22 protein-coding genes and 3 tRNA genes are annotated in these 22,983 nt (G+C 44.2%); 13 read left to right on the top strand and 12 right to left on the bottom strand.

What is annotated here, in order from left to right:
• Nucleotides 1-138 precede the first annotated feature (138 nt).
• The 4 genes from AC0L6N_RS12785 (at nucleotide 139) to AC0L6N_RS12770 (ending at nucleotide 1,638) form a co-directional block, all read left to right on the top strand.
• Nucleotides 139-214 (top strand) — tRNA-Glu (locus AC0L6N_RS12785).
• A 329-nt stretch (nucleotides 215-543) separates the two neighbouring features.
• Nucleotides 544-619 (top strand) — tRNA-Glu (locus tag AC0L6N_RS12780).
• A 393-nt stretch (nucleotides 620-1,012) separates the two neighbouring features.
• A tRNA-Glu gene (locus tag AC0L6N_RS12775) sits at nucleotides 1,013-1,088 on the top strand.
• A 151-nt stretch (nucleotides 1,089-1,239) separates the two neighbouring features.
• A complete protein-coding gene (locus AC0L6N_RS12770; RefSeq protein WP_473475024.1) occupies nucleotides 1,240-1,638 on the top strand; it encodes a hypothetical protein in 399 nt (132 codons plus the stop codon).
• Nucleotides 1,639-1,683: 45 nt separating this feature from the next.
• Here the strand turns inward: AC0L6N_RS12770 and AC0L6N_RS12765 are convergent, their stop codons facing one another.
• Nucleotides 1,684-2,691: a M48 family metallopeptidase gene (locus tag AC0L6N_RS12765; RefSeq protein WP_473475022.1), complete on the bottom strand. Its 1,008-nt coding sequence runs from the start codon at nucleotides 2,689-2,691 to the stop codon at nucleotides 1,684-1,686.
• Between the two features lie 4 nt (nucleotides 2,692-2,695).
• A complete protein-coding gene (locus AC0L6N_RS12760; protein ID WP_473475020.1) occupies nucleotides 2,696-3,901 on the bottom strand; it encodes a YjgN family protein in 1,206 nt (401 codons plus the stop codon).
• Nucleotides 3,902-4,112: 211 nt separating this feature from the next.
• Here AC0L6N_RS12760 and AC0L6N_RS12755 point away from each other — a divergent pair, with 211 nt between their 5' ends.
• Together AC0L6N_RS12755 and AC0L6N_RS12750 are read left to right on the top strand one after the other, a co-directional pair.
• On the top strand, nucleotides 4,113-4,304 hold the full coding sequence (locus tag AC0L6N_RS12755) for a DUF1289 domain-containing protein (RefSeq protein ID WP_473475019.1): 192 nt from the start codon (nucleotides 4,113-4,115) through the stop codon (nucleotides 4,302-4,304).
• Nucleotides 4,305-4,404: 100 nt separating this feature from the next.
• Complete coding sequence (locus AC0L6N_RS12750) at nucleotides 4,405-5,337, top strand: tRNA-dihydrouridine synthase (RefSeq protein WP_473475018.1); 933 nt, start codon at nucleotides 4,405-4,407, stop codon at nucleotides 5,335-5,337.
• Between the two features lie 102 nt (nucleotides 5,338-5,439).
• Here AC0L6N_RS12750 and AC0L6N_RS12745 read toward each other — a convergent pair whose 3' ends face one another.
• Together AC0L6N_RS12745 and AC0L6N_RS12740 are read right to left on the bottom strand one after the other, a co-directional pair.
• The gene (locus tag AC0L6N_RS12745; RefSeq protein ID WP_473475016.1) at nucleotides 5,440-5,640 is read right to left on the bottom strand and encodes a hypothetical protein; all 201 of its coding nucleotides are present in this window, start codon (nucleotides 5,638-5,640) and stop codon (nucleotides 5,440-5,442) included.
• Nucleotides 5,641-5,783: 143 nt separating this feature from the next.
• Nucleotides 5,784-6,422, bottom strand: coding sequence for an arylesterase (locus AC0L6N_RS12740; protein WP_011575678.1), 639 nt, complete (start codon nucleotides 6,420-6,422; stop codon nucleotides 5,784-5,786).
• Nucleotides 6,423-6,438: 16 nt separating this feature from the next.
• Here AC0L6N_RS12740 and AC0L6N_RS12735 point away from each other — a divergent pair, with 16 nt between their 5' ends.
• Nucleotides 6,439-7,164 carry an ABC transporter ATP-binding protein gene (locus AC0L6N_RS12735; protein WP_473475014.1) on the top strand — a complete coding sequence of 242 codons (726 nt, stop codon included), beginning with the start codon at nucleotides 6,439-6,441 and terminating at the stop codon, nucleotides 7,162-7,164.
• A 3-nt stretch (nucleotides 7,165-7,167) separates the two neighbouring features.
• Nucleotides 7,168-9,696, top strand: coding sequence for an ABC transporter permease (locus AC0L6N_RS12730; RefSeq protein WP_473475012.1), 2,529 nt, complete (start codon nucleotides 7,168-7,170; stop codon nucleotides 9,694-9,696).
• Nucleotides 9,697-9,835: 139 nt separating this feature from the next.
• On the opposite strand, the gene AC0L6N_RS12725 is transcribed toward AC0L6N_RS12730, so the two are convergent.
• Both AC0L6N_RS12725 and folX read right to left on the bottom strand, forming a co-directional pair.
• Nucleotides 9,836-10,729, bottom strand: coding sequence for a TIGR01777 family oxidoreductase (locus tag AC0L6N_RS12725; RefSeq protein WP_011575675.1), 894 nt, complete (start codon nucleotides 10,727-10,729; stop codon nucleotides 9,836-9,838).
• Nucleotides 10,730-10,746: 17 nt separating this feature from the next.
• The gene (folX, locus tag AC0L6N_RS12720; protein ID WP_011575674.1) at nucleotides 10,747-11,112 is read right to left on the bottom strand and encodes a dihydroneopterin triphosphate 2'-epimerase; all 366 of its coding nucleotides are present in this window, start codon (nucleotides 11,110-11,112) and stop codon (nucleotides 10,747-10,749) included.
• 193 nt (nucleotides 11,113-11,305) lie between these two features.
• Between folX and AC0L6N_RS12715 the strand changes: the two genes are divergently transcribed.
• On the top strand, nucleotides 11,306-12,424 hold the full coding sequence (locus AC0L6N_RS12715) for an AI-2E family transporter (RefSeq protein ID WP_473475011.1): 1,119 nt from the start codon (nucleotides 11,306-11,308) through the stop codon (nucleotides 12,422-12,424).
• Nucleotides 12,425-12,807: 383 nt separating this feature from the next.
• Here AC0L6N_RS12715 and AC0L6N_RS12710 read toward each other — a convergent pair whose 3' ends face one another.
• Nucleotides 12,808-13,836 carry a CobW family GTP-binding protein gene (locus tag AC0L6N_RS12710; RefSeq protein ID WP_473475010.1) on the bottom strand — a complete coding sequence of 343 codons (1,029 nt, stop codon included), beginning with the start codon at nucleotides 13,834-13,836 and terminating at the stop codon, nucleotides 12,808-12,810.
• A 369-nt stretch (nucleotides 13,837-14,205) separates the two neighbouring features.
• Between AC0L6N_RS12710 and AC0L6N_RS12705 the strand changes: the two genes are divergently transcribed.
• Both AC0L6N_RS12705 and AC0L6N_RS12700 read left to right on the top strand, forming a co-directional pair.
• Nucleotides 14,206-15,285: a YHYH protein gene (locus tag AC0L6N_RS12705; RefSeq protein ID WP_473475008.1), complete on the top strand. Its 1,080-nt coding sequence runs from the start codon at nucleotides 14,206-14,208 to the stop codon at nucleotides 15,283-15,285.
• Nucleotides 15,286-15,627 carry a hypothetical protein gene (locus AC0L6N_RS12700; RefSeq protein WP_473475007.1) on the top strand — a complete coding sequence of 114 codons (342 nt, stop codon included), beginning with the start codon at nucleotides 15,286-15,288 and terminating at the stop codon, nucleotides 15,625-15,627.
• Between the two features lie 210 nt (nucleotides 15,628-15,837).
• Here AC0L6N_RS12700 and AC0L6N_RS12695 read toward each other — a convergent pair whose 3' ends face one another.
• Genes AC0L6N_RS12695 through AC0L6N_RS12685 form a run of 3 tightly spaced genes read right to left on the bottom strand, consistent with a single transcriptional unit; the run spans nucleotide 15,838 to nucleotide 17,963 of the window.
• The gene (locus AC0L6N_RS12695; RefSeq protein WP_473475005.1) at nucleotides 15,838-16,617 is read right to left on the bottom strand and encodes a sulfite exporter TauE/SafE family protein; all 780 of its coding nucleotides are present in this window, start codon (nucleotides 16,615-16,617) and stop codon (nucleotides 15,838-15,840) included.
• An 11-nt stretch (nucleotides 16,618-16,628) separates the two neighbouring features.
• Nucleotides 16,629-17,519: an NAD(P)-dependent oxidoreductase gene (locus tag AC0L6N_RS12690; protein WP_473475003.1), complete on the bottom strand. Its 891-nt coding sequence runs from the start codon at nucleotides 17,517-17,519 to the stop codon at nucleotides 16,629-16,631.
• A 21-nt stretch (nucleotides 17,520-17,540) separates the two neighbouring features.
• The gene (locus AC0L6N_RS12685; protein ID WP_473475001.1) at nucleotides 17,541-17,963 is read right to left on the bottom strand and encodes a hypothetical protein; all 423 of its coding nucleotides are present in this window, start codon (nucleotides 17,961-17,963) and stop codon (nucleotides 17,541-17,543) included.
• A gap of 201 nt (nucleotides 17,964-18,164) precedes the next feature.
• On the opposite strand from AC0L6N_RS12685, the gene AC0L6N_RS12680 reads away from it, so the two are divergent.
• Together AC0L6N_RS12680 and AC0L6N_RS12675 are read left to right on the top strand one after the other, a co-directional pair.
• Nucleotides 18,165-19,514, top strand: coding sequence for an aminotransferase-like domain-containing protein (locus tag AC0L6N_RS12680; protein WP_473474999.1), 1,350 nt, complete (start codon nucleotides 18,165-18,167; stop codon nucleotides 19,512-19,514).
• 141 nt (nucleotides 19,515-19,655) lie between these two features.
• A complete protein-coding gene (locus AC0L6N_RS12675) occupies nucleotides 19,656-20,438 on the top strand; it encodes a DUF599 domain-containing protein (protein WP_473474997.1) in 783 nt (260 codons plus the stop codon).
• A 230-nt stretch (nucleotides 20,439-20,668) separates the two neighbouring features.
• Here AC0L6N_RS12675 and AC0L6N_RS12670 read toward each other — a convergent pair whose 3' ends face one another.
• Nucleotides 20,669-22,294 (bottom strand): Dyp-type peroxidase, encoded by a 1,626-nt coding sequence (locus AC0L6N_RS12670; RefSeq protein WP_473474995.1) that lies wholly within the window; start codon nucleotides 22,292-22,294, stop codon nucleotides 20,669-20,671.
• Nucleotides 22,291-22,980 carry a hypothetical protein gene (locus AC0L6N_RS12665; protein ID WP_473474993.1) on the bottom strand — a complete coding sequence of 230 codons (690 nt, stop codon included), beginning with the start codon at nucleotides 22,978-22,980 and terminating at the stop codon, nucleotides 22,291-22,293. Before AC0L6N_RS12665 ends, AC0L6N_RS12670 begins: the two co-directional genes overlap by 4 nt.
• Nucleotides 22,981-22,983 lie beyond the last annotated feature (3 nt).

The following is a 22,983-nucleotide window of genomic DNA, read 5'->3' as shown; positions in this document are numbered from 1 at the left end:
GCATTTACGGCATACCTAGGCCAGTAAATGTAATGATATAGACAGATTTTAGTTTTTGTAAGATTAGGTCTTTCCTCTCGCAGGCTCGACTCACCTTACAGAAACTTATCGAAGCTTGCTTCGATGAACAAAGTTTCTGTCCCCATCGTCTAGAGGCCTAGGACACCGCCCTTTCACGGCGGTAACAGGGGTTCGAATCCCCTTGGGGACGCCATACAAAAGAACGAAGTGATAGCATTTATACGTCACATGGGGTGAGAACCCCTTAGTTCGACAAATTCGTAGGGAACGAATTTGAACGTGCATAGCACGGCCGCAAAGCGGTAAAATACAGGACGTATTTTATAATCCCCTTGGGGACGCCATATTAAGTAAACCTACGGATAAGGTTTATGTTTTAACAACAAGGACATTCACGGCATACCTAGGCCAGTGAATGCTATGTTTGACAGATTTTGTTTTTGTAAGATTAAGTCGTTCCTCTCGCAGGCTCGACTCACCTTACAGAAACTTATCGAACTTGCTTCGATGAACAAAGTTTCTGTCCCCATCGTCTAGAGGCCTAGGACACCGCCCTTTCACGGCGGTAACAGGGGTTCGAATCCCCTTGGGGACGCCATACAAAAGAACGAAGTGATAGCATTTATGCGTCACATGGGGTGAGAACCCCTTAGTTCGACAAATTCGTAGGGAACGAATTTGAACGTGCATAGCACGGCCGCAAAGCGGTAAAATACAGGACGTATTTTATAATCCCCTTGGGGACGCCATATTAAGTAAACCTACGGATAGGGTTTATGTTTTAACAACAAGGACATTCACGGCATACCTAGGCCAGTGAATGATATGTTTGACAGATTTTGTTTTCGTAAGATTAAGTCGTTCCTCTCGTAGGCTTGACTCACCTTACAGAAACTTAAAAGCTTATTTTGTAAGGCAAGGTCGCTCAGTTTACTGACTCACTTCGCCTTACAGGAAATCTCGAAAGCTTGCTTTCGGAAGCTGATTTTCTGTCCCCATCGTCTAGAGGCCTAGGACACCGCCCTTTCACGGCGGTAACAGGGGTTCGAATCCCCTTGGGGACGCCATATAAGAAAAGCCGTACAGTGATGTACGGCTTTTTTTGTTTATTTAAATGGCGATCACGGATGGTCAAAATGGTGAGCGTTTTGTCCGCTATCACCTTGTTTCAGCCACGTTTATGTAGTCAAAGCTAAACGTCAATAGCGTTGTATATTCATGTCTCATCAGTCTAAATTGCCCCCTGCATCTTACCAAATTAACGTCAAATCACGTCTTATTGCTGTTAGAACAACGGGTGAGTGGAGCTTACAAACTGATATGGCATATCTGTCTGACCTCGGTGAAGCAATGCACTCCATGCGCGGTAATGTTTGGGCGGTTCTTGTGGACATGCGAGGCTGGGTGGTGCCTGCGTCAGTGAGTACATCCCCCCTTAAATCAGATGTAATATTAGACCGACGCAATCAAAAACTTGAATGTTGGATAGTAGACGAGCCAAGTCAAGGCGAAGCGTTACTCCCCTATTTTAAGCAAGCGGGCATTGTACCAAAGCGTTTTACGGATCCAAAAGACGCCCATGCCTGTTTAAAAGACGCTGGGTTTATTGATAGCTAATTATTTAATGGCGTTGGTATTCATCAACTCACATTCTTCACTATGTCACTTTCTCGCATTGGCTATGCGTTCTCTCAACAATGGATGGGTTTGTAACCATTTATCCATTTTTGACTGTTCAGGCGAGGTTTGTGCTAATTTCTCAAGGGCTAGAGCGAAGGCCTCAGTGCTTATATTTGCACTTTTCATTGTTTGTAACGCAAAGTTATCTGCTTCCCATTCTAACTGAGATGAAAACTGGTTTTGAACTAGTGTGGTGGATACACCGGCAAAGATATCGATTAATCCACTGACATCAGCGAAAAAGTAATCAATGACAAGGGAGGAAAATAGCGTCTGGGAGATGAGTCGCATTGAATGATGCTGCTCAACATGCCCTATTTCGTGCAGTAACACCGCGTGCAGTAATGACGGGTTTTCTTCTATCAAGTCCATAAATTGATCAGTAACAACAATCGACCCGTTCGGAAAAGCAAACGCATTGGCACCGAGTGTTTCACTGTCTCTAAATTGCAAGGAGTAGGCATTGCTGTTTAACCGCAGTTGATTGAGTTGCTCTTCCCACTGAGTCCTAAAAGCCTCTTGTTCGTTTTGGCTCAGCTTGCTTGGCTTTAGAACGCTACTGTCCATAGCATGCAATGTATGGGTTGAAGCTAACTCCACTGCACTATCAGGAATGATTGTCGCGAATTGCTGTGCGGCGTAAGGAATGCCATATTTAAATATCAAAAACAGGCTAAAGGGCACTAATATCAAGCTGATGATAATTGCTTTGTAACTACTTTCGAGTTTGGCTGCCCATTGCAATTTATTCGTTGGGTAGATGAGCTCATCAATCTCATTGGAAGCGGGGATGACTAACTGCCCAACATCAGGGATTGATACTTCCCGATTTGTGGACGCGAGTTTCGACGCGACAATCAACTCGCGCTTAAAAATAGTGTGGAGAACTTCGTTATCTTCGTTGCTAATAACGAGATGATCTTTGGTGAAATTCAAGGAAACGAGCAAGCAGCGTGAACTGCCTGCCGGATATAAATTTGCGCTGTGCACGGCTTTATCCTAGTGCAATGTCGACATCAAACACATTGGCGACTTCTTCGCCCAGTGCGCTGGTGTCGTCTTGAGCACCATCAACGACCTCGTCAATTCCTTGCAAAATAGTGACTTGAGTCACATTTGCATAGAACTGAGACGTTCTAATGTGGATCCAGGGCAAAGCAAACCCGAGCGTGATTATTAATGCGACGAAATTGCTCAATCTTAAACCGATCAATTTCGTTGTTGCCACTGTCGAGGTAAACCGTGCCACGCCCTCTATGTGGGTACTGTTAAACAAATGATTACGCACATGAGCTTGGTAAAAGCTCGTTGCGATTAGAAATACCACCAAATAACCAAACATTATGCCGATAGTGGTCATTGAAAAAGTGGATGCTTGTGCTGCATCGGCGCTCAATGTACTAAAAGAAGCCCCCAAAGCGAATAACGACAGACCTGCCACAACAACACCTAAAATAAGAGCGCCAATTGAAGCAATGTAATATTCAGAGCTCTTTAACTCAGTGCTGAAATTCTGCTGTCCATAGGTCATATTATTGTGTAAAAACTCATCTATTTTTTTCAGCACCCAAGGCAGCGCCAGATACAATGTGAAGACACTCACAATAGGCAGTAGAATAAACGTCGCGAAGGCGTCGCCATACTGGCCTTTGAAGCCAAATTTGACGTTACGATAAGATGTCATGCGCATTTTAAAACGCACCGCAGAGATGATCATAATAGGGGTTAGGAAGACAAAAGCGACGATGAAAATAAGTAACAAAGTTGGACTGAAGGCACTCGCAATCGAGTACACAGCAAATAGAATAACAGCAATTATTCTTCCTTTTAAAATTTGGATTGGGTCTGCTAGATAGGAAAAACAATGGCCATCAATTTCAGTATTGCTATAAAAATATCTGTTCGTGCGTACAGTAGCCCAGGCTGAATAGATACCTAAAGTTACTATCGTGAGCATTATGTTCACTATCCAAATACCAAAAAACTCTGCGGTTTTACCATGGAAAATAACGTCAGATTGGCGTAGTTGAGAACGGTTGAGCGCTGGCGGGGATGTTGACTCAAGCGCTTTCTGGCGCTTCTCAGATATTAATCTATCAAGTTCAGCAGCCCGTTCTGGGTAGGTTTCTTGATCGAGTCCTGCTCTCGCGCTGAGTAAGTCTTCATAACTGTACTGTGAATAATCTATATGTTTGTCCATATTTTTTCCTTTGTTATATTTTTTATTTATTTCCCTGATCCATGCGACGAGCGCGTTTTATATTACGGTAAAAATGCTTGCTAGTTAAGGGGCAATCTAGAGGTCACTATATTTATGAGCACTGAGGCTATGGTACAATTATTCATAACATCTGTTGTTGCAGAGGCGGGTACACGCTGGCGCAAAGTAACCTAAAGTAGTGAAATCCATTATGGAAGATAAAGAAATTGCTTCTCCGTGCGTACGAAATTGTTGTCTTGATCAACAAGATATGTGCGTGGGATGTTTCCGAGTTTTGGATGAAATTGTTGGTTGGGGCGCTGCGTCAACAGAGCGAAAACAACAGATCCTCTTGTGCTGTGCAGCAAGAAGGCGTTCTGACAATGTGGGCCAAGTTAGCTAAGTTAGTCTCATAAACTCACTTTATTTCGTTAACCTCTCTGGCCATTCTTTATAGTCGTTGTGCTGTCGTGACGATTTCACTTTAATATTGAGTAAGCAAGTTGCAAGTTATTTTAGCACCGATGGAAGGGGTGGTTGATCACCTCATGCGTGACATGTTGAGTAAAGTGGGTGGCTTTGACTTATGCGTAACTGAGTTCGTAAGGGTGGTGAACTGCTTACTACCGAAAAAGGTTTTTTATCGTATTTGTCCTGAATTACATCATGGCGGGTTTACACCCAATGGCACGCCGGTGCGGGTGCAATTATTGGGACAAAACCCACAGCCCTTAGCTGAAAACGCGGTACGTGCTGTTGAATTAGGCTCTCATGGTGTCGACTTAAATTTCGGTTGCCCAGCCAAAACCGTCAATAAAAGCAAAGGTGGGGCGATTTTATTACGTGAGCCACAAGCCTTATACGATATTGTGAGTACTGTGCGCGAAGCAGTGCCTAAAGAGCACAAAGTCACGGCCAAGATGCGCTTAGGGTTTGACGATAAAAGTCTCGCGTTTGAGAATGCTGCTGCTATTGAGGCCGCTGGGGCTGATTTACTGGTGATCCATGCCAGAACCAAAGTAGAAGGATATAAGCCGCCTGCTTATTGGTCGTGGATCGCGGACATTAAACAGAAAGTCAATGTTCCCATTATTGCGAACGGTGAAATTTGGTCCCATGAAGATGCACTCAATTGCCAAACACAATCAAATTGCCAAGATATCATGTTAGGGCGTGGCATTCTGGCGATGCCTAACTTGGCGCAAGTCGTGCGCGGCGAGCAAGATGTGATGAGTTGGTCCCAGGTGAATCAATTGTTGATAGATTATTCTGGCTATGAGTTGTTCGGTGATAAAGGCAAGTACTTTCCTAATCGTCTTAAACAGTGGTTGGGATATTTGTCACGGCAATACCCAGAAGCTGAAAATTTGTTTATGCAAGTCCATAGATTGCGTGATTCCAAAGAGATTGTGCAAGTTTTACGGCAAGACACGTAAGAGAGTTTTAGCTGCGCTGTATAGGCAAAAGCCAAATTATAATAATAATTTGGCTCATCTATCTTTAGCGCTTTTTTTACAACGTTTTGAAATATAGTGGTATTAAACCTGCACATCCACTATCGAGCCAACCCGCTGGTTAGGATCAGCAGCTTGAGAGGCTGAGCTGGTTTGGGAGCTCGATTCTGGGCTAGACAGGGTTTGAGTTTGTGAAGTTTGCGGGGGAGGCCGACGTTCGACCTCTTGTCTTGGCGCTGGTGCATTGGTTTGTACTGAACTAGCGCTTGAAGCACTGACTTCCATAACATTATCCTCTTAATCAAAACGGTTACACAAGTCTAGACATTCAACTTGTCAGTTACCAGTTTGAGTGCAAAATTAACCTGCGTGTTTGCTACCAACCTGCCTGAGGCGTCACTCAAATCTTACGTCGTTATTCAATCAATCTAGTGTATCAAAGGGCCGAGCGCGGCTTGCATTGATTTGGCGATCATAGGTTGTGCTTTGGCATTCGGATGAATTCCATCGGATTGCATTAGCTCGTTGTTAAGGGCAATGTCTGCTAGAAAAAAAGGCAATAAGGTGACATCACGTTCACTAGCCACTGTGCCATACGCCTGAGTAAACAGCTCTGTGTACCTGCGTCCATAGTTCGTGGGGATCTGCATTTCTTGCAAAATAACCGTTGCACCTGACTCTTGGCTTAACTTGACTATTTGAGTCAGGTTGTCGCGCATTTTGCTCACTGAATGCCCCTGCAAACCGTCATTCCCGCCCAATTCCACATACACGTGACTCGGGGTATGTTGAGTCAGTAATCTTGGTAAGCGGGCCAAAGCCCCGTCAGTTGTTTCACCACTTATCGCCGCATTTACGACGGTAATGTCGCTTTTTTGCCACGCATCTTGTAACAAACTTACCCAGCTTTGTGCTTGCGTCAAACCATAACCAGCACTTAGGCTATCGCCTAATATTAGCAATTTACTGGATTTCGCCCAAAGTTGATCTGAAACCAATATTATCGGTAAAAGTATCAATATGACTTTGGCGCGCATGCGCAATGAATTCGTTATCAATTTAAACACTATGGCTCCTACAAATATGATTAAAACGTCCGCGATTACAAAAACGGTTACTACGTCTCAGGGTGAACTTTCGATCCTCCAGCCAATTAGTTTTGAAGTCAAGGCGGGTGAGTCGATTGCCATTGTAGGTGCGTCCGGCTCCGGTAAATCAACTCTATTGAGCCTTCTAGCGGGGCTCGATGAAGTGAGTAGTGGAAGCATCTATCTCGACGGTCAAGGGCTGCATGATATGAATGAAGAGCAGCGAGCTCAACTACGCGGCGAAAAAGTCGGTTTTATTTTTCAAAGTTTTATGTTGGTTCAAAGTTTAACAGCGCTGGAAAACATCATGTTGCCTGCGGAAATTGCAGGATTGGACAACGCCAAGCAACTTGGGCAAGAAATATTAGAGAAGGTCGGTCTGGGGCATCGCGGCGATCATTATCCGAATCAATTATCGGGCGGTGAGCAGCAGAGGGTTGCCATTGCTCGCGCGTTTATCACAAAACCCAAAATTCTGTTTGCCGATGAGCCTACCGGTAATTTAGATGCTGCTAACAGCGGTAAAATTGAACAGTTACTCTTTGATTTGAATCGGGATTCGCACACTACTTTAGTGTTGGTTACCCACGATAATGAATTGGCAAAGCACTGTCAGCGCCAATTATTGATGAACGCGGGTGAGCTTAGCGAAGTGACTGTTTCTAATAAGACCACTGATCCTATTGATGTATTAACGCCCTCAGAAAGTCAGGCAGGGTAATACATGACTAAGCAAACTTTTAATTTAGCTTGGCGTTTATTCAAACATGAGGCAAAGCGCGGTGAGCTAACAATTATTTTGTTGGCCATTATTTTGTCTGTGGCGTCAGTGTTGTCGCTATCGCTCTTCAGTGAGCGATTACAATCAGCCCTGACAGATAAAAGTGCTGAGTTTATTGCCGCCGACAGAGTGCTGAATTCGCGTAAGCCGGTGGATGAGGCCTGGATCGAGAAAGCCAAAGAGTTTGGACTAAATACTGCGAATCAAGTCTATACGCGCTCTATGGCATTCTCTGGCGACAACATGATGTTGGTTGATTTGAGGGCGGCCGCGCAAGGTTATCCTTTGAAAGGCACAGTCAAAATTGCTGAGCAGCCGTTCGCTCCCGGGCAGGCAACAGACACCTTGCCACAACCTGGAAATGCGTGGGTCGAGTCCCGTTTATTTCAAAATTTAGGGTTGAGCTTAGGGCAGGTAATTGAAGTAGGTGACAAAGCATTCACCGTCAGCAAGGTTTTGTCAGAAGTGCCTGATGCGGGTTTCAGCGTGTTTGGCGGCGATCCAAAGGTGTTGATAAGCGAGCAAGATTTAGCTGCAACGAACATTATTGGTCCTGGTAGTCGTGCCTCTTTCAGTTACTTCTTTACGGGCAGTGATGCGGATTTAAATGATTATTACGACTGGCTGTTGCCGCAATTAGATAAAGAGCTACAAAGCTGGGTGTCAGTCAGCGACGATGACTCAGCAATCGGCCGCTCTATCGCCAAGGCAGAGCAATACTTTTTATTGGCTAGTTTGTTAGCTATCGTTTTAGCAGCCGTTTCAATTGCGGTAGCGGCGCAAAGATACAGTCAACGCCACTATGATCCTGTTGCGATCATGAAGACATTAGGCGCTAGTAAAAAAATGGTGCAGCAAGTGTATTTGCTGCAAATCACTTTCATTACTGTATTGGGAATTGCGATCGGTACTGTACTGGGCTTTTTGATCCAACAAGTTGTGGTCTTGGCGCTAGCTGGCAGCGTAGATGTGTCACTTGACGTGTGGTTTTGGCGACCACTGATTATCGCTGTTTTTACTGGTGCTATCTGCGCAGTGCTATTTTCACTTTATCCTCTACTTAAACTTTTCTCGGTTTCACCGCTGCGGGTTTTGCGGCGTGACTTGGGGGCATCATTAAGTTCACGCTTCATTCAATTTTTAGCATCAGGGGGGGCTATTTTCAGTTTGATGTGGGCGTACAGTGGTAATTTGGGCTTAAGCGCTATTTTGTTCGGCTCAGGTATTTTACTGGTGATGAGTTTACTGCTTGTCACCTTCGGTTTGATTTGGCTTGGCCGCAGGCTTGGCAGTGGTAAAATGGGAGCATGGCAACTTGCATGGGCACGTATACGTCGCAGGGCCATGGATAATGCTGTTCAGCTTATTAGTTTTGCTGTAACCATCATGCTGTTATTGATTGTGTTGGTCATGCGCAACGACATGATAGCCCAGTGGCAAAATCAGCTTCCCCAAGGCACGCCGAATTACTTCCTCGTGAATATTACACAACAGCAGCTACCTGACTTACAGGCGCATTTTGCGCAAGAAAATGTCGATATTGAACATTTTTACCCGGTGGTACGTGGTCGATTTGTGGCTATTAATGATGAAAAGGTTTCAACAGCAGTCAGCAAAGAAGATGAAGAGCCTGGTGAGCGACAGGGGCGCGAGGGGTTAGGGCGAGAAGCCAACCTGACATGGAGTGATGAATTACAGCATGAGAATGTTATCACTGCTGGTAAATGGTTTGATTCTAGTGAGCCTCTTGAAAGTGGTTTGTACGGGGTATCTGTTGAAGCGCGAATTGCTGATAGGCTTGATATTCAACTAGGTGACAAACTAACCTTTAATGTCGGCAGTGAAATCATTAATACACAAGTATCCAGTTTACGTGAAGTGAATTGGCAAACTATGCAGCCAAACTTCTTCTTTGTTATTCAGCCGCAGGCGATGGAAGGGTATTTGCCGACGTATTTATCCAGCTTTTACTTAGACAAGTCGAGAAAATCAGATATCACAGATTTGATGAAGCCTTTTGCCAGTGTCACCTTATTTGACGTTGATGCCCGCATAGAGCAACTTCGCGGTATCGTGCAACAGGTATCATTAGCGGTTGAGTTTATATTGGTGCTTGTGCTTGCTGCAGGTGCATTAGTACTAATTGCACAGGTGCAAGCCAGTATGGACGAGCGACAGCAAGAGCTAGCCATCTTACGTACCTTGGGGGCGAAAGGGCGTTTGATACGAGCCAGTGTGTTGTTCGAATTTATTATTATTGGTTTGGTTGCAGGGCTAATGGCTGCCTTTGCCAATGAAGTCAGCCTGTTCTTTTTACAAAGCCAAGTGTTTGAAATGGAAGCCATGTTGCATTGGGAGTACTGGTTTATTGCTCCTGTTGTGGGTGCTATCGTCGTAGGGGCTTTAGGTATGGTTGGTTGCTGGCGTTTGCTGCGCTTAAATACCAGCCATCTCCTGCGTCAAATGGTGTGATCTGTTAAACAAGCTCTGTAGATAAAGCTGATTTTATAAAAGCCAAAAGTAAAAAGCCGATAAATCGTAATTAATTTATCGGCTTTTCTGGGTTTACTTATCTTGTATTTCAGTGCGTCTTGTTTGCTTGGTCATAGCGCTACAGTCGTAAGCACTCCAACGCATGTTCCAACTCAGGGTACTGAAATTGATAACCGCTTTCTTGCAATCTTTTGGGAATGACGCGTTGCCCGTATAGCAGTAGATCTGCTGCCTCGCCCATTATTATTCGCAGGGCGAAAGACGGCATTGGTAGCAAGCTTGGGCGATGCAGCACCGACGCAAGTGTTTTACTGAACTGGGCGTTTGTCACGGGGTTCGGTGCCGTAAAGTTGTATATCCCTTTGCACTCAATATTGTCAATAATATGAATCAGCCCGTCTAGCATGTCTTCTAAGTGGATCCAAGACATGTATTGTTTCCCTGACCCCATCGGGCCACCCAAGCCAAACTTAAAGGGTGGGACCATTTTCATTAATGCCCCGCCTCGACGGGTGATAACGATCCCAGTGCGAATAATGCACACGCGTGTGCGCTCTGATTCGGCTTGCTTGGCTAAAAACTCCCATCTTTCACATAACTGATGGCTAAATTCATCATTCGGCGAGTCGAAATCTTCATCGATTATCTCGTCGCCTTGGCGACCATAATAGCCAATGGCAGAGCCGTTGACGAATAACGATGGAGGATCGTTACTGGCTTTCATCAACGAGATTAACTTTTCAGTGATATCCCATCGACTGTGCTCGATAACTTTTTTCTGTTCATCTGACCAACGTTTATTGATTATTGGTTCGCCCGCTAGGTTGATGACCACGTGAAAATTATCAAGGTTTTCGAATTCGTCTAATGACGAAATCAACGTGACCTTGTGACCTAGTATCAGCTCTGCTTGCGATACGTTGCGAGTGACCACTGTGATATCATTTGGCTTTAACTTTGGGATTAAATTAGAACCAATTAATCCTGTACCTCCAGTAATCAAAATACGCATAGAAAATCCTTGTTTTGTTACGTTTTAGAGCACGAAAGACGAAGGGAAACTGAATCTGAAAACCGTAAAGCATGAGGTTTGTCAACTTCGGCTTCAGCATAAATCACCCTAGGGTGTTCCGCTGCAATTGCCAACACATCAGCGGTTAATTTTTCCAATAACGCAAAGCGATTATCTTCAACCAATTGAATAATGCGTTTGGTAATAATCTTATAATTAAGGGCATCGTCCATGTTATCGGAACCTGTCGCTTGATCTGCCTTGTATTCAATTTTCACGTTTACAATGACATCTTGCTTGTTTTTTATTTCATCTTCATTAATACCAATATAGGTACGCAAGCGTAGATTTTTTATCCTGATCGTCGCTGGATTTAACTTCATATTGTTACCACTCTTGTTTTACGACGTAAAAATAACCTAAAATCAGTACGTTAATATCTTTTAAAGGTTTTGTACACGGATAATATCAAGTTGTCATTGATATATTTCATAATACTAAATACACAGCGTAAGGCTATAAAACAACCTAACTTTCCACTATCTTTTTTCACTCACTATACAGGTGACATCAACCATGCAAATGAAATACTCTCCTTCGCTGAAAGTGTTATTAATACTCGCGTCACTTGTTGTTGTTCTCGCAGGCGTTAAGGCGGCAAGCACAATCGTCGTACCATTCCTATTATCAATTTTTATTGCGATGTCTTGCAGCCCCATAATTAACTGGGCTAATCGTTATCGGGTGCCAAGAGCGTTATCCGTTGTATCGGTTATACTGCTTATCGTTGTTTTTGGATTTATGCTCGCGGGGCTTGTTGGGCAATCTATGAATGACTTTAGCGAAAACGTACCAAAATACCGTAAACAATTGGTCGAGCAATTCTCTTTCGTTATCGGGCGCTTAAACGATTTCAATATACAACTTAATCAAGACCAGCTGTTGTCTTATCTTGACCCTGGCGCAGCTATGAATATGGCAACTAGCTTATTAACTAGCCTTGGTGGTGTTCTAACAAACTTTTTGCTTATTCTTCTGATTGTGGTGTTCATGCTGTTTGAAGCCGAATCGTTTCCTCGCAAAATTCATATTGCTTTAGACGATCCGAACATGAAGATGCGGCAAATAGACAAGTTCTTACTGTCGGTCAAAAACTACTTGGCGATTAAAACTCTCGTAAGCTTAGCTACTGGTTTGGTGATTGGCCTTTGGTTGTATTTCTTAGGTGTAGACCATTACCTGTTATGGGCGATGATGGCGTTTCTATTAAATTACATTCCAAATATTGGCTCGATAATCGCCGCTATTCCAGCGGTATTACTTGCGCTAGTGCAATTAGGGCCAGGTGTTGCAGGTTTAACCGCGTTGGGGTTTGTTGTGACGAATACCGTGATGGGCAATATAGTTGAGCCAAGATATATGGGACGTGGCTTAGGCTTGTCCACGTTGGTGGTATTTCTATCCTTAATCTTTTGGGGCTGGTTGCTTGGCACCGTCGGTATGCTGTTGTCAGTACCTTTGACTATGATCGTTAAAATCGCTCTAGAGTCCGGCCAAGATACCCGCTGGATTGCATTGCTATTAGCCAGCGATGGCCCAGAACTTAAACAGTTAGAGCAGGAAGAGGGACAAGAAGACAGCGGGCAAGAAGATAGCGCGCAAGGACCAAGCGAACAAGAAGATGAGAAAGCCTAAGTCAAAGCTAAAGCCGAAAGCGCAATAAATGCTTGTCCTGCTTTCCTTAGTGAAGCAAGGGAAGGGAATTGCGTTTTTACCAGATGTGTATGTACAAAAAGAACAGGCCAATAGCTCTTTAAGGAGTCTTATGTCATTTTAGACCTTAACGTTACTCATCAATCTGCTTCACGTATCTAACCGACAGGTTACGCCTTTGCTAACAGCGCTTGTAGTACAATATTAGCATTAGTAAAGGCGATGCCAACACTGGTGACTGTGCTCTGTAGTCTTGTTAAAGCGACCATAAGCTTAGGCCTTATAAAAAATATCAGGCACCTATTGCAATATCTCGCTGACAATATGCCTTCGTGGGCGTGTATTCCGCGCTGGAACTTCTCATTTTAGGCAAAGAGCGTACTTTCTAATTTATTCACAGCAGTGCTAATTCTAGTCGCGTCAGCATCAATGATCTCAAGGCGAGAATCTGGGCTTTCATCAAGGTCAATACAGGTCAGCACCTCGTCAACTTTATCGAATCCGAAAATACCCTTTTCAGTAATAAGCACGGCTTTTAACCTATCCACCTCAACCACACTGAGCAAGTTCATCGCCTGAGTGAAATCAAATATTTTATCGCCATTGAATATCCAGCCTTGAGAGGAAAACCCCTGTGCGGCGTTTTCTATTGTAACGCGGCCAGTTCGCTGTAACGCTTGCTGTAAATCATCAACTAGCGACTCTTCTTTTTCGTGTTCATGTTTATGTTCAGACTTGTCAGATAAAGCCTGAGCTTTAACTGTAACACTGCCGGTCGTGCCCGCAAGTATAGACAGATCAGCCAGAGGACTATCTAACATAGTCAAAGGCGTATTGGCTAAGCCTTGCTCTGCAAGATAGCTTTTTAAATGGCCAACTTCATCACCTTTATATAAATCGATTTTGGTCGCAATAATACGATCGGCAATGGACAACTGTTCTTGGTAAATGAGGTTTTCACGATAACGCGGCTGAGCGATTACGCGGGCATCCACTAACGTAAGCGTTGCCTGAATATCAAACACATCTTGATAATGGGGTTGCTGCAAGGCAGCGAGTACTTCTTTAGGGTGGCCTACACCTGTCGGCTCAATTAACAGCCGGTGGGGTTTAGCATAGGAAATTAACTGATTGAGCGCTATTCGCATGGGCAAGCCCGAGGTGCAACACATACAACCCCCGGGCACTTCTCTGATGTAAATATTATCTTCAGGTCGCCCTTTGAAAAAAGCGCCATCTATTCCAACTTCACCGAACTCATTGACTAAAATCGCCCAGCGCTCATCTTTGGGTTTTAGGATAAGTAACTGCTTAATAAGGCTGGTTTTCCCTGTTCCTAAAAAGCCTGTAATTATGTTTGTGGGAATGGCTGATGTAGGAGCAGGCAACAACATTATATATCTCTCAGAGGGGAGTAGGTGTGAAAAATGTGATGTTATAACAATTTGGCAGGCGAGACTATCCTTCAACGCTGTTTTATCCAATGCCTCTTTCATTTTCAATGCTGGACACGGCTCATTTACCCTTCACTGCGTAGTTGGTGGTTTGTCATCTGCACTTCAATCTTTGTCATAAGAGAGACATTGGTAGAAACTAGATAAGAGCCATAAACAATACAACATAAGCGACTCACTTTTTTTAGGTGCTTATTTGCACGCGTTACAAGCAATGTAATTCTAGGTAAATATCCACATACAATCGTTCATTTGTGCGATTATTGAATATATCAAGCGGGTTTAAATTTGAATTAAGGGACCGATAATATGGGCACGAAGACTAAAAAGGGCACGATAAATAAGAGTTTATTCGTGGGGTTAATTACCCTTAGTGTATTCGGCCTTGCTGCTTGCGATGATTCATCAGAATCACCCGCAGGGAAAGAGTCAACCAAAAATGCGGGGTTAGAGGTTTCGTTATTTGCTGACGGGGCATTTTTACAACCGCCTAAAATGGTTGATTGCGAAACAGCCCAGGGTACCGCTACCACCTGTTACCAATTTATCACTTCTGGCGCGCCAGCAGGGCGAGCACCAGGCCCATTTTGCCCCAGAACAATCGACGATGGCGCTGACGTCTCAGGAAGTTGGTTCAGCAAAGATGCAGAGGGGGACTTAGTCGACCTTACCGGTAACTTCATCTTAACGCTTGATGAATATTACGGTGATGAAAAATGGTTACTCTACGATGCTAAAACAGGAAAAATACGTTACACCGCTGACAAAGAATCTTGCTCAGGGGCAGCTAGACCTGATGTTGAAGAACAATATAAGCAGAACTGCATTGAGTGTGAGTTGAGCTATCTTGATGAGGATTTTTCTTTAACCTATTTAATTCCAACCACACCCATTCCCTCTGCTAACACCGGGCGACTGCATACGGTGGGTATCGCGTTAGATGGAACAGAGTTATCTGGCCCTGCACCGGTTAGCGAGATTTTGGGTAGCTACACGATTGCCGCTTTTGATGACTGTGGTGGTCATATTAATCTGCATCAAGGGTATCACTATCATTCAACAACAGGCTGTAGCGATGCTCAAGCAAGTGATGATGGGCACGCACCGTTAATTGGCTATGCTGTTGATGGGTATGGCATTTATGCCATGCGCGATGCTAAGGGTAACGAAGAATCTTTGGATGAGTGCAGAGGGACGACTGATGATACAAGAGGCTATCATTATCATGCAGCAAGCCCAAGCGAGAACATGTTCATTGGTTGTTTACATGGAGAGTCTGTGCGACCTGCAGGTGGCCCTCCTGGCGTAGGTCCTGATGGGGGTCCTCCCGGTGGCAGACCGGATGGAGCGCCAAACGAAGCAGGCGGCCCACCGCCTAGGGAGCGCTAAATGAGAGCCGCTGGGGGAGTATCCCCTGTGACGTTAACTCGAGAGCTTATCATGAAGTGTCGCATTCTGTGCGCTGCGATCTTACCACTGCTAGCCAGTAGCAACGCAACGGCACATGTAGGCCAACTGAATATAAAAGCCCTTGATGCATGTGAACTGAAAGAGCGGTCTCAGGCCTGTGATTACCGAGGGGCCCATAATGATTTATACATCGGCACCTGCCAGTACATGTCAGATGCCCTATCGTGCGTTCGAAATCAGCCTATTCAACGAACAGAAACGCCCGTTAAAAAAGATACCCAGTTCAACCTTGAAGAAAATAGAACCTTAGAAAAGCAATAACGTCGCACAATGTCTCAATCGTCATTGATACAGAGGCTCTGTCGTCCTCTTATAGGAAGAACCACACAGCTTAAACGCTGGCTTATCTAAACAAGCATACGTTGCAACGTTAACCTCGAATGACAAACTAACCTACTTTTTGTCTCTTATTGCGGGATGAGAAAAATACTGTAGTGGTATTAATAAGTATTTTTCTAATCCTGCGTCAACTCAGAACACGAACTTGTAACTGAGTGAGCCCATGAGCAACAACATTGAAAACGTGAGCGTCGTTCGTACCATTTTAGGACCATATCGGATGGCTGAGCTACTGCCGACGTGATTACCAGCTAAATTGGCGATAACTAAAGGGATAGCTAGCACATACAACACTTTACCCGCCAAGATGAAAGCGATTAGCGCACCAATATTAGACGAAAAGTTGAATAGCTTTGAGTTGGCAGAGGCCGTAATTAAATCAAAGCGTAAAATATAATGCAGTGCCAATATTAGGAAACTTCCTGTTCCCGGGCCGAAAAAGCCGTCATAAAAGCCAATCACAAAAACGGTTAATGGGACACCAATATAAAGCTTGAACGGCGTGATTTTACCTGTCTCAGAGGGGCCGCTCGTTTTTGGTATGAACGAGAGTAAAATGCCGAAAGGCATTAAGCCCAGAATAATTTTGCCTACTGTGCTTGGGTCAAAATATAAGATCATTTCAGCCCCAGCGTATGCCCCTATTAACCCCGCAGGTATCCCGGCTATGACAGCTTTGTAAATTACTTTTTTATCGTTAATAAAATTACGAATGGCGGCGATTGTCCCTAACGTGCTGACAATTTTCTCTTGGCCTAATGCTACCTGTGGAGGGAGACCAGCGAGTATAAATGAGGGCACGAGAATGAGTCCTCCGCCACCAGCGACGCTGTCGATGAAGCCCGCTGCGAACGCTGACAATATCAGTGCACCAATGACCCACAAAGTTAGATCTATGCTTAAAAAGTCCATGTTTATGCTCCTTAAATATCACCTAGATTGATTTGGCTATTAAGGCTTTGAACTAATGCTGATGTATCGCAGCGCCCAAATCCTTGGGTTTGTAATTCAGCATAAGCGCTGTCCACTTTTTGAGTCATAGGCAGTGGAATGTTGTAGGCCTGGGCCTGGGCCAAACAGATAGCCAAATCTTTGCGCATCCAATCGATTGCGAAACCAAAGTCAAATTGACCTTGGGCCATGGAGTTAAGCCTATTCTCCATTTGCCATGAGCCCGCAGCTCCATGTTTTAATGTGTCTACGACTTGATTGATATCTAAGCCAGCAGCTTTTGCCATTAACAATGCTTCACTCAAACCATTGAGCACACCGGCAATACAAATTTGATTCACCATTTTGCAGCGTTGCCCTTGACCAGTTTCGCCAAGTAGTTGAATTTGTTGAGCATAACTTTCCATTAATGGCTTAACTTTTTGGAATATGTCTCTGTCTCCACCGCACATTACAGTCAATTTGCCATTTTGCGCACCGGCTTGGCCGCCGGACACTGGAGCGTCAATAAAAAAGCAGCCTGCCTCATTACATGCAGTGGCAAGTGATAAGGCTAGATCTGCCGATGTGGTCGTGTGGTCGACCAATATCGCACCTTTATGCATCCCGGCTAACACACCATTAGGCCCAAAAACCACAGAACGAACGTCTTGATCATTGCCGACACAAACAAAAACGATATCAGCACCGGTGGCCGCCTCTCTCGGTGAGGTCGCTGTCGCTCCTGCAAACTCTTGCTTCCAACGCTCGGCCTTAGTCGTGCTTCGATTAAACACTCGAGTGTTATAACCATTATTGTGTAAATGTCCCGCCATGGGATATCCCATGACTCCCGTTCCAATAAATGCCGTGCTTAGTTTCATTTCTGTGCTTCCTTTTTAGTGTTAATCCAGCCCGATATGGCGTAACAGTCGCCCCTTATTCTCATTTTGATAAGCAACGGGCATGACATTAGTTAATTGATATATTCCAATGTTAAGTGCGCATACTAAGGGGATGTGCTCCGGCGTTAAATAATCTTGGTAAGGTGTGGCTGGCAATTGCTTTTCGGTCGGGAGTCCTCTGATGGTTAAACAGGTAAATCTGTCTTGGGAGCCGAATGCATTAAGGACATCGATAACGTTGCTCGGTAGTAATTGTCTCAGCTGCTCGGCTATCCAAGGTGCTGCCGCAATTAAGTCGAGGTCCGTATTATACCTTCCCTCAGATAGCCTATTTTTAATCCTTTCGGCCACAGCATTAGAAATGAACAGCTCTTGTGTGGTTTTGTCACCACCAATTCCTACGTCCCTCAGTAATTGTTCCATTGTTAATAGTCCTTCAAAATCTCAGTGTACGAGTTATAAGAAATTATCTTGGCGTATATTATTAATCGAATTGATATATATCAAATTAAAATTGAGTGTTATTTTGATATAACATATAACGGTAGGTTGCTTCTTCTAATAATTGAGTTGCGATGACGCGCTAGGTATAATTCTGATTTGTGCAGGTAAAGAAGTTGGAATATGAAAAGCAGTAAGTATCAGGACATTGCCCGCGTTATCGAAGCCAAAATTGATATAGGTGAATTTCAGGTTGGTAATAAATTGCCGACACACAGGGCGCTGGCAGAGGAACTTGACACGACAGCAGTGACTGTTTCCAAGGCTTATTCGTTACTTGCGCAAGAGAATAAAATTGAGTCCTTTGTTGGAAGAGGTAGCTATGTCGCTGATCCCGCATCTTTATCCAATGTCATTCGTTCGACTCAATCTCAGAATGAATACAATTTCTCAATTCTTCAGCCTCGTGTATCTAAGCATATTATTGCTCTTCACAATCAGTTTAAACGTTGCTTCAGTGGGGACATTAACGCTGATTTATATGCTTACTCAGAAAATACCGGATTAGCTCAACACAAGGAAATTGGCAGGTTGTGGCCTGCTAAATACGGCTTGTATGAGCCAGAGGTAGAACAAGTTCATCTAACTGGTGGAGCACAGCATGCGCTCTCTACGCTGATACAGTTATATACTCAACCAGGTGACCTAATTGCACTGGAAGAGCAAACCTATCCAGGTATTTTATCTATCGCTACATTTTTAGGACGAAAAGTAGTGGGTGTTAAAATGGACGAACAAGGTATGCAACCTGCGGCGCTTATCCACATAATGAAGACGTTGTCTCCAAAACTTGTGATTGTTGTTCCGTCACATCAGAATCCTACCGGCGCCACTATGTCCATCGAACGCCGTCAACAGATTGCACACGTTATAGAGGCTTCATCTTGCTGGTTGATTGAAGACGACATCTATGGATTTCTGAATAAAGACGTATTGCCAGCAATTAGTTGCTATGTTCCTCACAAAAGTTTTCATGTAAGTAGCTTATCCAAAGCCATCAGCCCCGGAATGCGCTGCGGTTTTATTGTCTCCCCTAAAGGGCAAAGCACTCGTTTGTCTGCATTTATTCGAGCGATGATGTGGTTACCCACTCCTTTGGTATTTGAAGTGGCGAGTCAGATTATAGAAAGTGGAATGGCGTTTGATTTAGCAGCCCAACAGCGAGAAATTGCTGAGTCGCGACAACTAATATTTCAGCAATACTTCGATGAGTATTGCTACAACTGTCAGCCTACCAGCTACCAAGTATGGCTTACGTTACCAGATGGGTGGGGGGCTGATAATTTCGCGATGATAGCGAAAAGTCAGGGTTTACTCGTTAGCAGCGCATCCTATTTTAGCGTAAGTGGTGTTTCATCTAACGAAGTAAGATTGTCTGTGATGGCGATTGATTCTGAGCAACACTTTGCTGCAGGTTTAGGTAAACTCAAAATGTTACTTCGACAATCTCCCAAAGAATTGTCACCATTTTAATGTATCACTTTGTTGTGCCAATAGACTAGGAAGAAAGCTTACTCGAATTTTAGTTGGCTTTTTAGGTCGAAAAATGGCCGGAGTGCTTCGAGTACTTTCAACTTAGTTTCTGCCGAATACCCACAAGAGGATTGTAAACATATGGACGACCTGAAGAATATTGTATTGCTATTATCTTGGGTGGATTATTTGGGTATCGCGTTGTTTTTTAGTTGTTGGATGGGTTATCGCTTTGTATTAGAGCGCGGTGAAATGGGTCGCAAAGGGCTTATCGGGATCACGCACGAATATCGCCTGCAGTGGGCGATGGAATCAGCGGCGCGGGAAATTCCGGTTGCCTGTGCAGGTCTGACGAGTAATCTAATGGCAAGTGTGTCTTTTTATGCTTCAACCACGATTTACATTATTGCCGGCTTGTTTGCTTTGGTGGGCTCAGTAGAGCGCTTGCTAAGTTTTTCAGAGGATATGCCCTTTGCTCAAGCGGTATCCAGCGGTTTAATTGAGCTTAAACTTATCTTACTTATTTTCATTTTTGTTAACGCTTACTTCAAATTCACTTGGTCTTTAAGACAGTTTAACTTTTTGTGTATTTTGATTGGCGGCAGCCCATATCGCGGGAATATGCCTTCAGAGGAATATAGAATCAAAACCGCTAAGCGTATGGCTAGAGTTAACTCTTGCGCTGGTAATGAATTCAATCGTGGCATTCGCTCATATTATTATGGTATCGCCGCATCTACTTGGTTCTTGCACCCAGTGGCATTTATTGTTGCAACGATTTGGGTGACTTATATTCTGTACGTACGCGATTTTCATTCCCCCGTACTTGAAATACTCAGAGATACATATCCGCCAGAACTGCGAGACTACACCTTAGATAATGAAAAAAACGAGAATGGCGATACATTAAATACCGTCAAATAACGCATTTAATACAAAGCAAACTGTAGGCTAATTAGTTGAGAATTTTTCGGTTGAGCTTCGTTTCGTTATGCCGATTTGCTTTACTTGTTGATGGCAGTCAGTACATGTACTAAGCGGTTAGATAAGTGCTTTAGGTGGACATGCAGGTAAAAAGCATGTCCACTTTTTTTGTTTTTGAAGCTGGTCACGTTGTCAGCACAGTTCGGCTGCGGTTTGTAGGCTTGGCGTCCTCAAGTAGGATCGATGATCCCCTCTGCAATCATGCGTAATGCAGTCAAGCTGGGGATAAAGAAATAGTCACCACCTCGGGTTTCTACAAATCGTGGCATGCCGGAACACATAAAGGTGGGTTGCCCTAGGGCTCTATTTGCATTTATTACCGTTCTGCCATCGGGGTTTCCGTCATGTGTCTCACCATGATTTCCCAGTAAAACGTCTTTTTCGTTACTGAGTTTAAAGTCGTTTCCATAGTTAATCCATTGTTGCTGCACGAATTCAAACTGGCGCTCAATACTGGCGTTGATGACTATGAAAATAGTACCGTGCTCTGCGCTGTTATTCGTTCGATCGCTGGAATGACCGTAGGGTAAACCTCTTCTTAGAATACGACGACGGTTGACCATTGCCCCTGGCGTGTCGAAAGCGCCTTGAGTATTAAATTCGAGAGACCCTCTAGGGTTAGTGCGCCGAGTATGAGCGCCTAACGGGCATTTCGCCCCTTCAATGTCGTGATCGTAATTGAATCCACGTCTTTGTGTTTTTAAGATTTCGTATATTTCTCTGGCTTTATTCTTCTCATCAGGTGTGGCATCTGGTTGGTAAAACAACACGTCAGTGGCGCTTTGCCATTGTTCGCCAAATTCTTTCGCCGAAGCGTAATCAGGGTAGGTCGATAAAGGCGCGCCATTTGACCAGCGACCAGCAAATTTCGCTTTCAATATTTCCTGTTTTTCTTCAGTGCTTAAATTAGCATCACTGTAATGCTCGCTTGTCGTTTTTAAGTAGGAGGTAAATTTACCCACGTTTTGATGAAGTTTGCGATAGACCATAAAACTACCGTTAAACGACAGTAACCTTGGCTTGGGCGCAATAGGGTACTCGCCACTTTCGTCTCTATGCCCTAACACAAATTCACCGGCTTCAAGGGGCTCCCAGCCGTCTTCACTTGTCGCTGTTGCTCTAGTAGGTTTACCTGCCCCCACTGTTTCAGCGCGATTTCTGCCTTGCCCTTTAAAAACCGGGTTACTGATGCCATCCACATAGTGAAAATGTTCATTTGCCGTCGGTTTACCATCAATAACGATGGCATTGCCTGATTGGTAGTCACTTAAGGTACTGCCATCACCAGCCCGATGACCACTGAGTAGAATTACTCCATCGCCTGTCTTATCAATAAGCTGCAAAATCTGTTCGTAACGCTGCACTAGTTGCGTGTCTGATGTTGCATTAATACTTAAAAACACGTGCACGTCATATTGATTCAACCAAATAGGATCCCAGTGCTCTGGGGCACTAGGACCATCGTCACCCAGTATGTCTTTGCGCGCTTTCATGCCCATGCGAAAGTCTTGAGGAAAGCTGCGCATGGACTCATCAGGTAAGCCCAGTTCGCGCAGACCGGCGTAGGTAAAGGCGATATTGGTAGTGGCTTGTGACGCAGTACCGTTATTTTGTTTATCAAGCGGGGCGGAGCTAGTGATGAGAGGAATCAGGTCTTTCACGAACGCCATGCCTTGGCGCTTATTGTTAATTTTAAAAAATAGATAGCGAGACACCGGGTAGCCCCAACGCCCGTAACCGAACACTATGTTTCCTTGGATGTCATGTAAATCTAATACCGTATTACGCGTATTCATTTGCTCGCCTCCTTGTGACCAATGATTGTGGCTTTCACGTCTTGCTCTATTTCGACCGGTACATGGGTAGCGGCAACGGGCCAGGTGTTACCGTCAAGGTTTTCAATATCAATTAACGTGACGAATTTCTTGAAGGATTGCTGAAGATTGATTGCTCCCTCGTCACCTTGATTGCGCAAATGTTGCGTTAAGTACGCGAAGTGAATAAAGGCTTGTTTGACGTACAACGCTTTGAGTTGCTCTGGCAGCGGCTTATCGTTGGAACCATTGAAAAACAGGCTGTTATTGATCTGACATTTTTTAATATATCGCACAAATTCAGTGGCCGAATGAACACTTTCAAAAGCAAAACAGTATTTAAGTAATACTTGCAGTACATCGCTAATCTCCTCCCACATACCATAAAGGTAGGTGTCGAGGTCGCCATGAAAATTGCTGGTGAACACGAGGTACTTGTTTTTCAGGTGTTCTTCAACAGCGGGAGCTCCTTCGTAAAACACATCTTGTAGTAAAAAGACTCTGGCAAGATAGGTATTTGGTACCCGAGCTAGGGGAGACTCATTATGTTTTGGCCAACTCTGTAGCTGGTCGCGAATAATTTTATCATAAGCTCTGTTATTCTCTGTGCCTGGCTTAACGGGGATCAGCACCGTAAGGCCGTAAGCATCTCCAAATCGATTTCCCATGAT

It is taken from the genome of Paraglaciecola sp. G1-13 (genome assembly GCF_055809255.1).
The sequence above is the reverse complement of the archived record's forward strand: the minus strand, read 5'-3'. Positions and strand labels throughout refer to the sequence as shown.

Coding starts and splice junctions, on each gene's coding strand:
- AC0L6N_RS12770 (WP_473475024.1), top strand. CDS start 1,240: ATGTCTCATCAGTCTAAATTGCCCCCTGCATCTTACCAAATTAACGTC.
- AC0L6N_RS12760 (WP_473475020.1), bottom strand. CDS start 3,901: ATGGACAAACATATAGATTATTCACAGTACAGTTATGAAGACTTACTC.
- AC0L6N_RS12755 (WP_473475019.1), top strand. CDS start 4,113: ATGGAAGATAAAGAAATTGCTTCTCCGTGCGTACGAAATTGTTGTCTT.
- AC0L6N_RS12745 (WP_473475016.1), bottom strand. CDS start 5,640: ATGGAAGTCAGTGCTTCAAGCGCTAGTTCAGTACAAACCAATGCACCA.
- AC0L6N_RS12735 (WP_473475014.1), top strand. CDS start 6,439: ATGATTAAAACGTCCGCGATTACAAAAACGGTTACTACGTCTCAGGGT.
- AC0L6N_RS12730 (WP_473475012.1), top strand. CDS start 7,168: ATGACTAAGCAAACTTTTAATTTAGCTTGGCGTTTATTCAAACATGAG.
- AC0L6N_RS12725 (WP_011575675.1), bottom strand. CDS start 10,729: ATGCGTATTTTGATTACTGGAGGTACAGGATTAATTGGTTCTAATTTA.
- folX (WP_011575674.1), bottom strand. CDS start 11,112: ATGAAGTTAAATCCAGCGACGATCAGGATAAAAAATCTACGCTTGCGT.
- AC0L6N_RS12715 (WP_473475011.1), top strand. CDS start 11,306: ATGCAAATGAAATACTCTCCTTCGCTGAAAGTGTTATTAATACTCGCG.
- AC0L6N_RS12710 (WP_473475010.1), bottom strand. CDS start 13,836: ATGTTGTTGCCTGCTCCTACATCAGCCATTCCCACAAACATAATTACA.
- AC0L6N_RS12705 (WP_473475008.1), top strand. CDS start 14,206: ATGGGCACGAAGACTAAAAAGGGCACGATAAATAAGAGTTTATTCGTG.
- AC0L6N_RS12700 (WP_473475007.1), top strand. CDS start 15,286: ATGAGAGCCGCTGGGGGAGTATCCCCTGTGACGTTAACTCGAGAGCTT.
- AC0L6N_RS12695 (WP_473475005.1), bottom strand. CDS start 16,617: ATGGACTTTTTAAGCATAGATCTAACTTTGTGGGTCATTGGTGCACTG.
- AC0L6N_RS12690 (WP_473475003.1), bottom strand. CDS start 17,519: ATGAAACTAAGCACGGCATTTATTGGAACGGGAGTCATGGGATATCCC.
- AC0L6N_RS12685 (WP_473475001.1), bottom strand. CDS start 17,963: ATGGAACAATTACTGAGGGACGTAGGAATTGGTGGTGACAAAACCACA.
- AC0L6N_RS12680 (WP_473474999.1), top strand. CDS start 18,165: ATGAAAAGCAGTAAGTATCAGGACATTGCCCGCGTTATCGAAGCCAAA.
- AC0L6N_RS12675 (WP_473474997.1), top strand. CDS start 19,656: ATGGACGACCTGAAGAATATTGTATTGCTATTATCTTGGGTGGATTAT.
- AC0L6N_RS12670 (WP_473474995.1), bottom strand. CDS start 22,294: ATGAATACGCGTAATACGGTATTAGATTTACATGACATCCAAGGAAAC.
- AC0L6N_RS12665 (WP_473474993.1), bottom strand. CDS start 22,980: ATGGGAAATCGATTTGGAGATGCTTACGGCCTTACGGTGCTGATCCCC.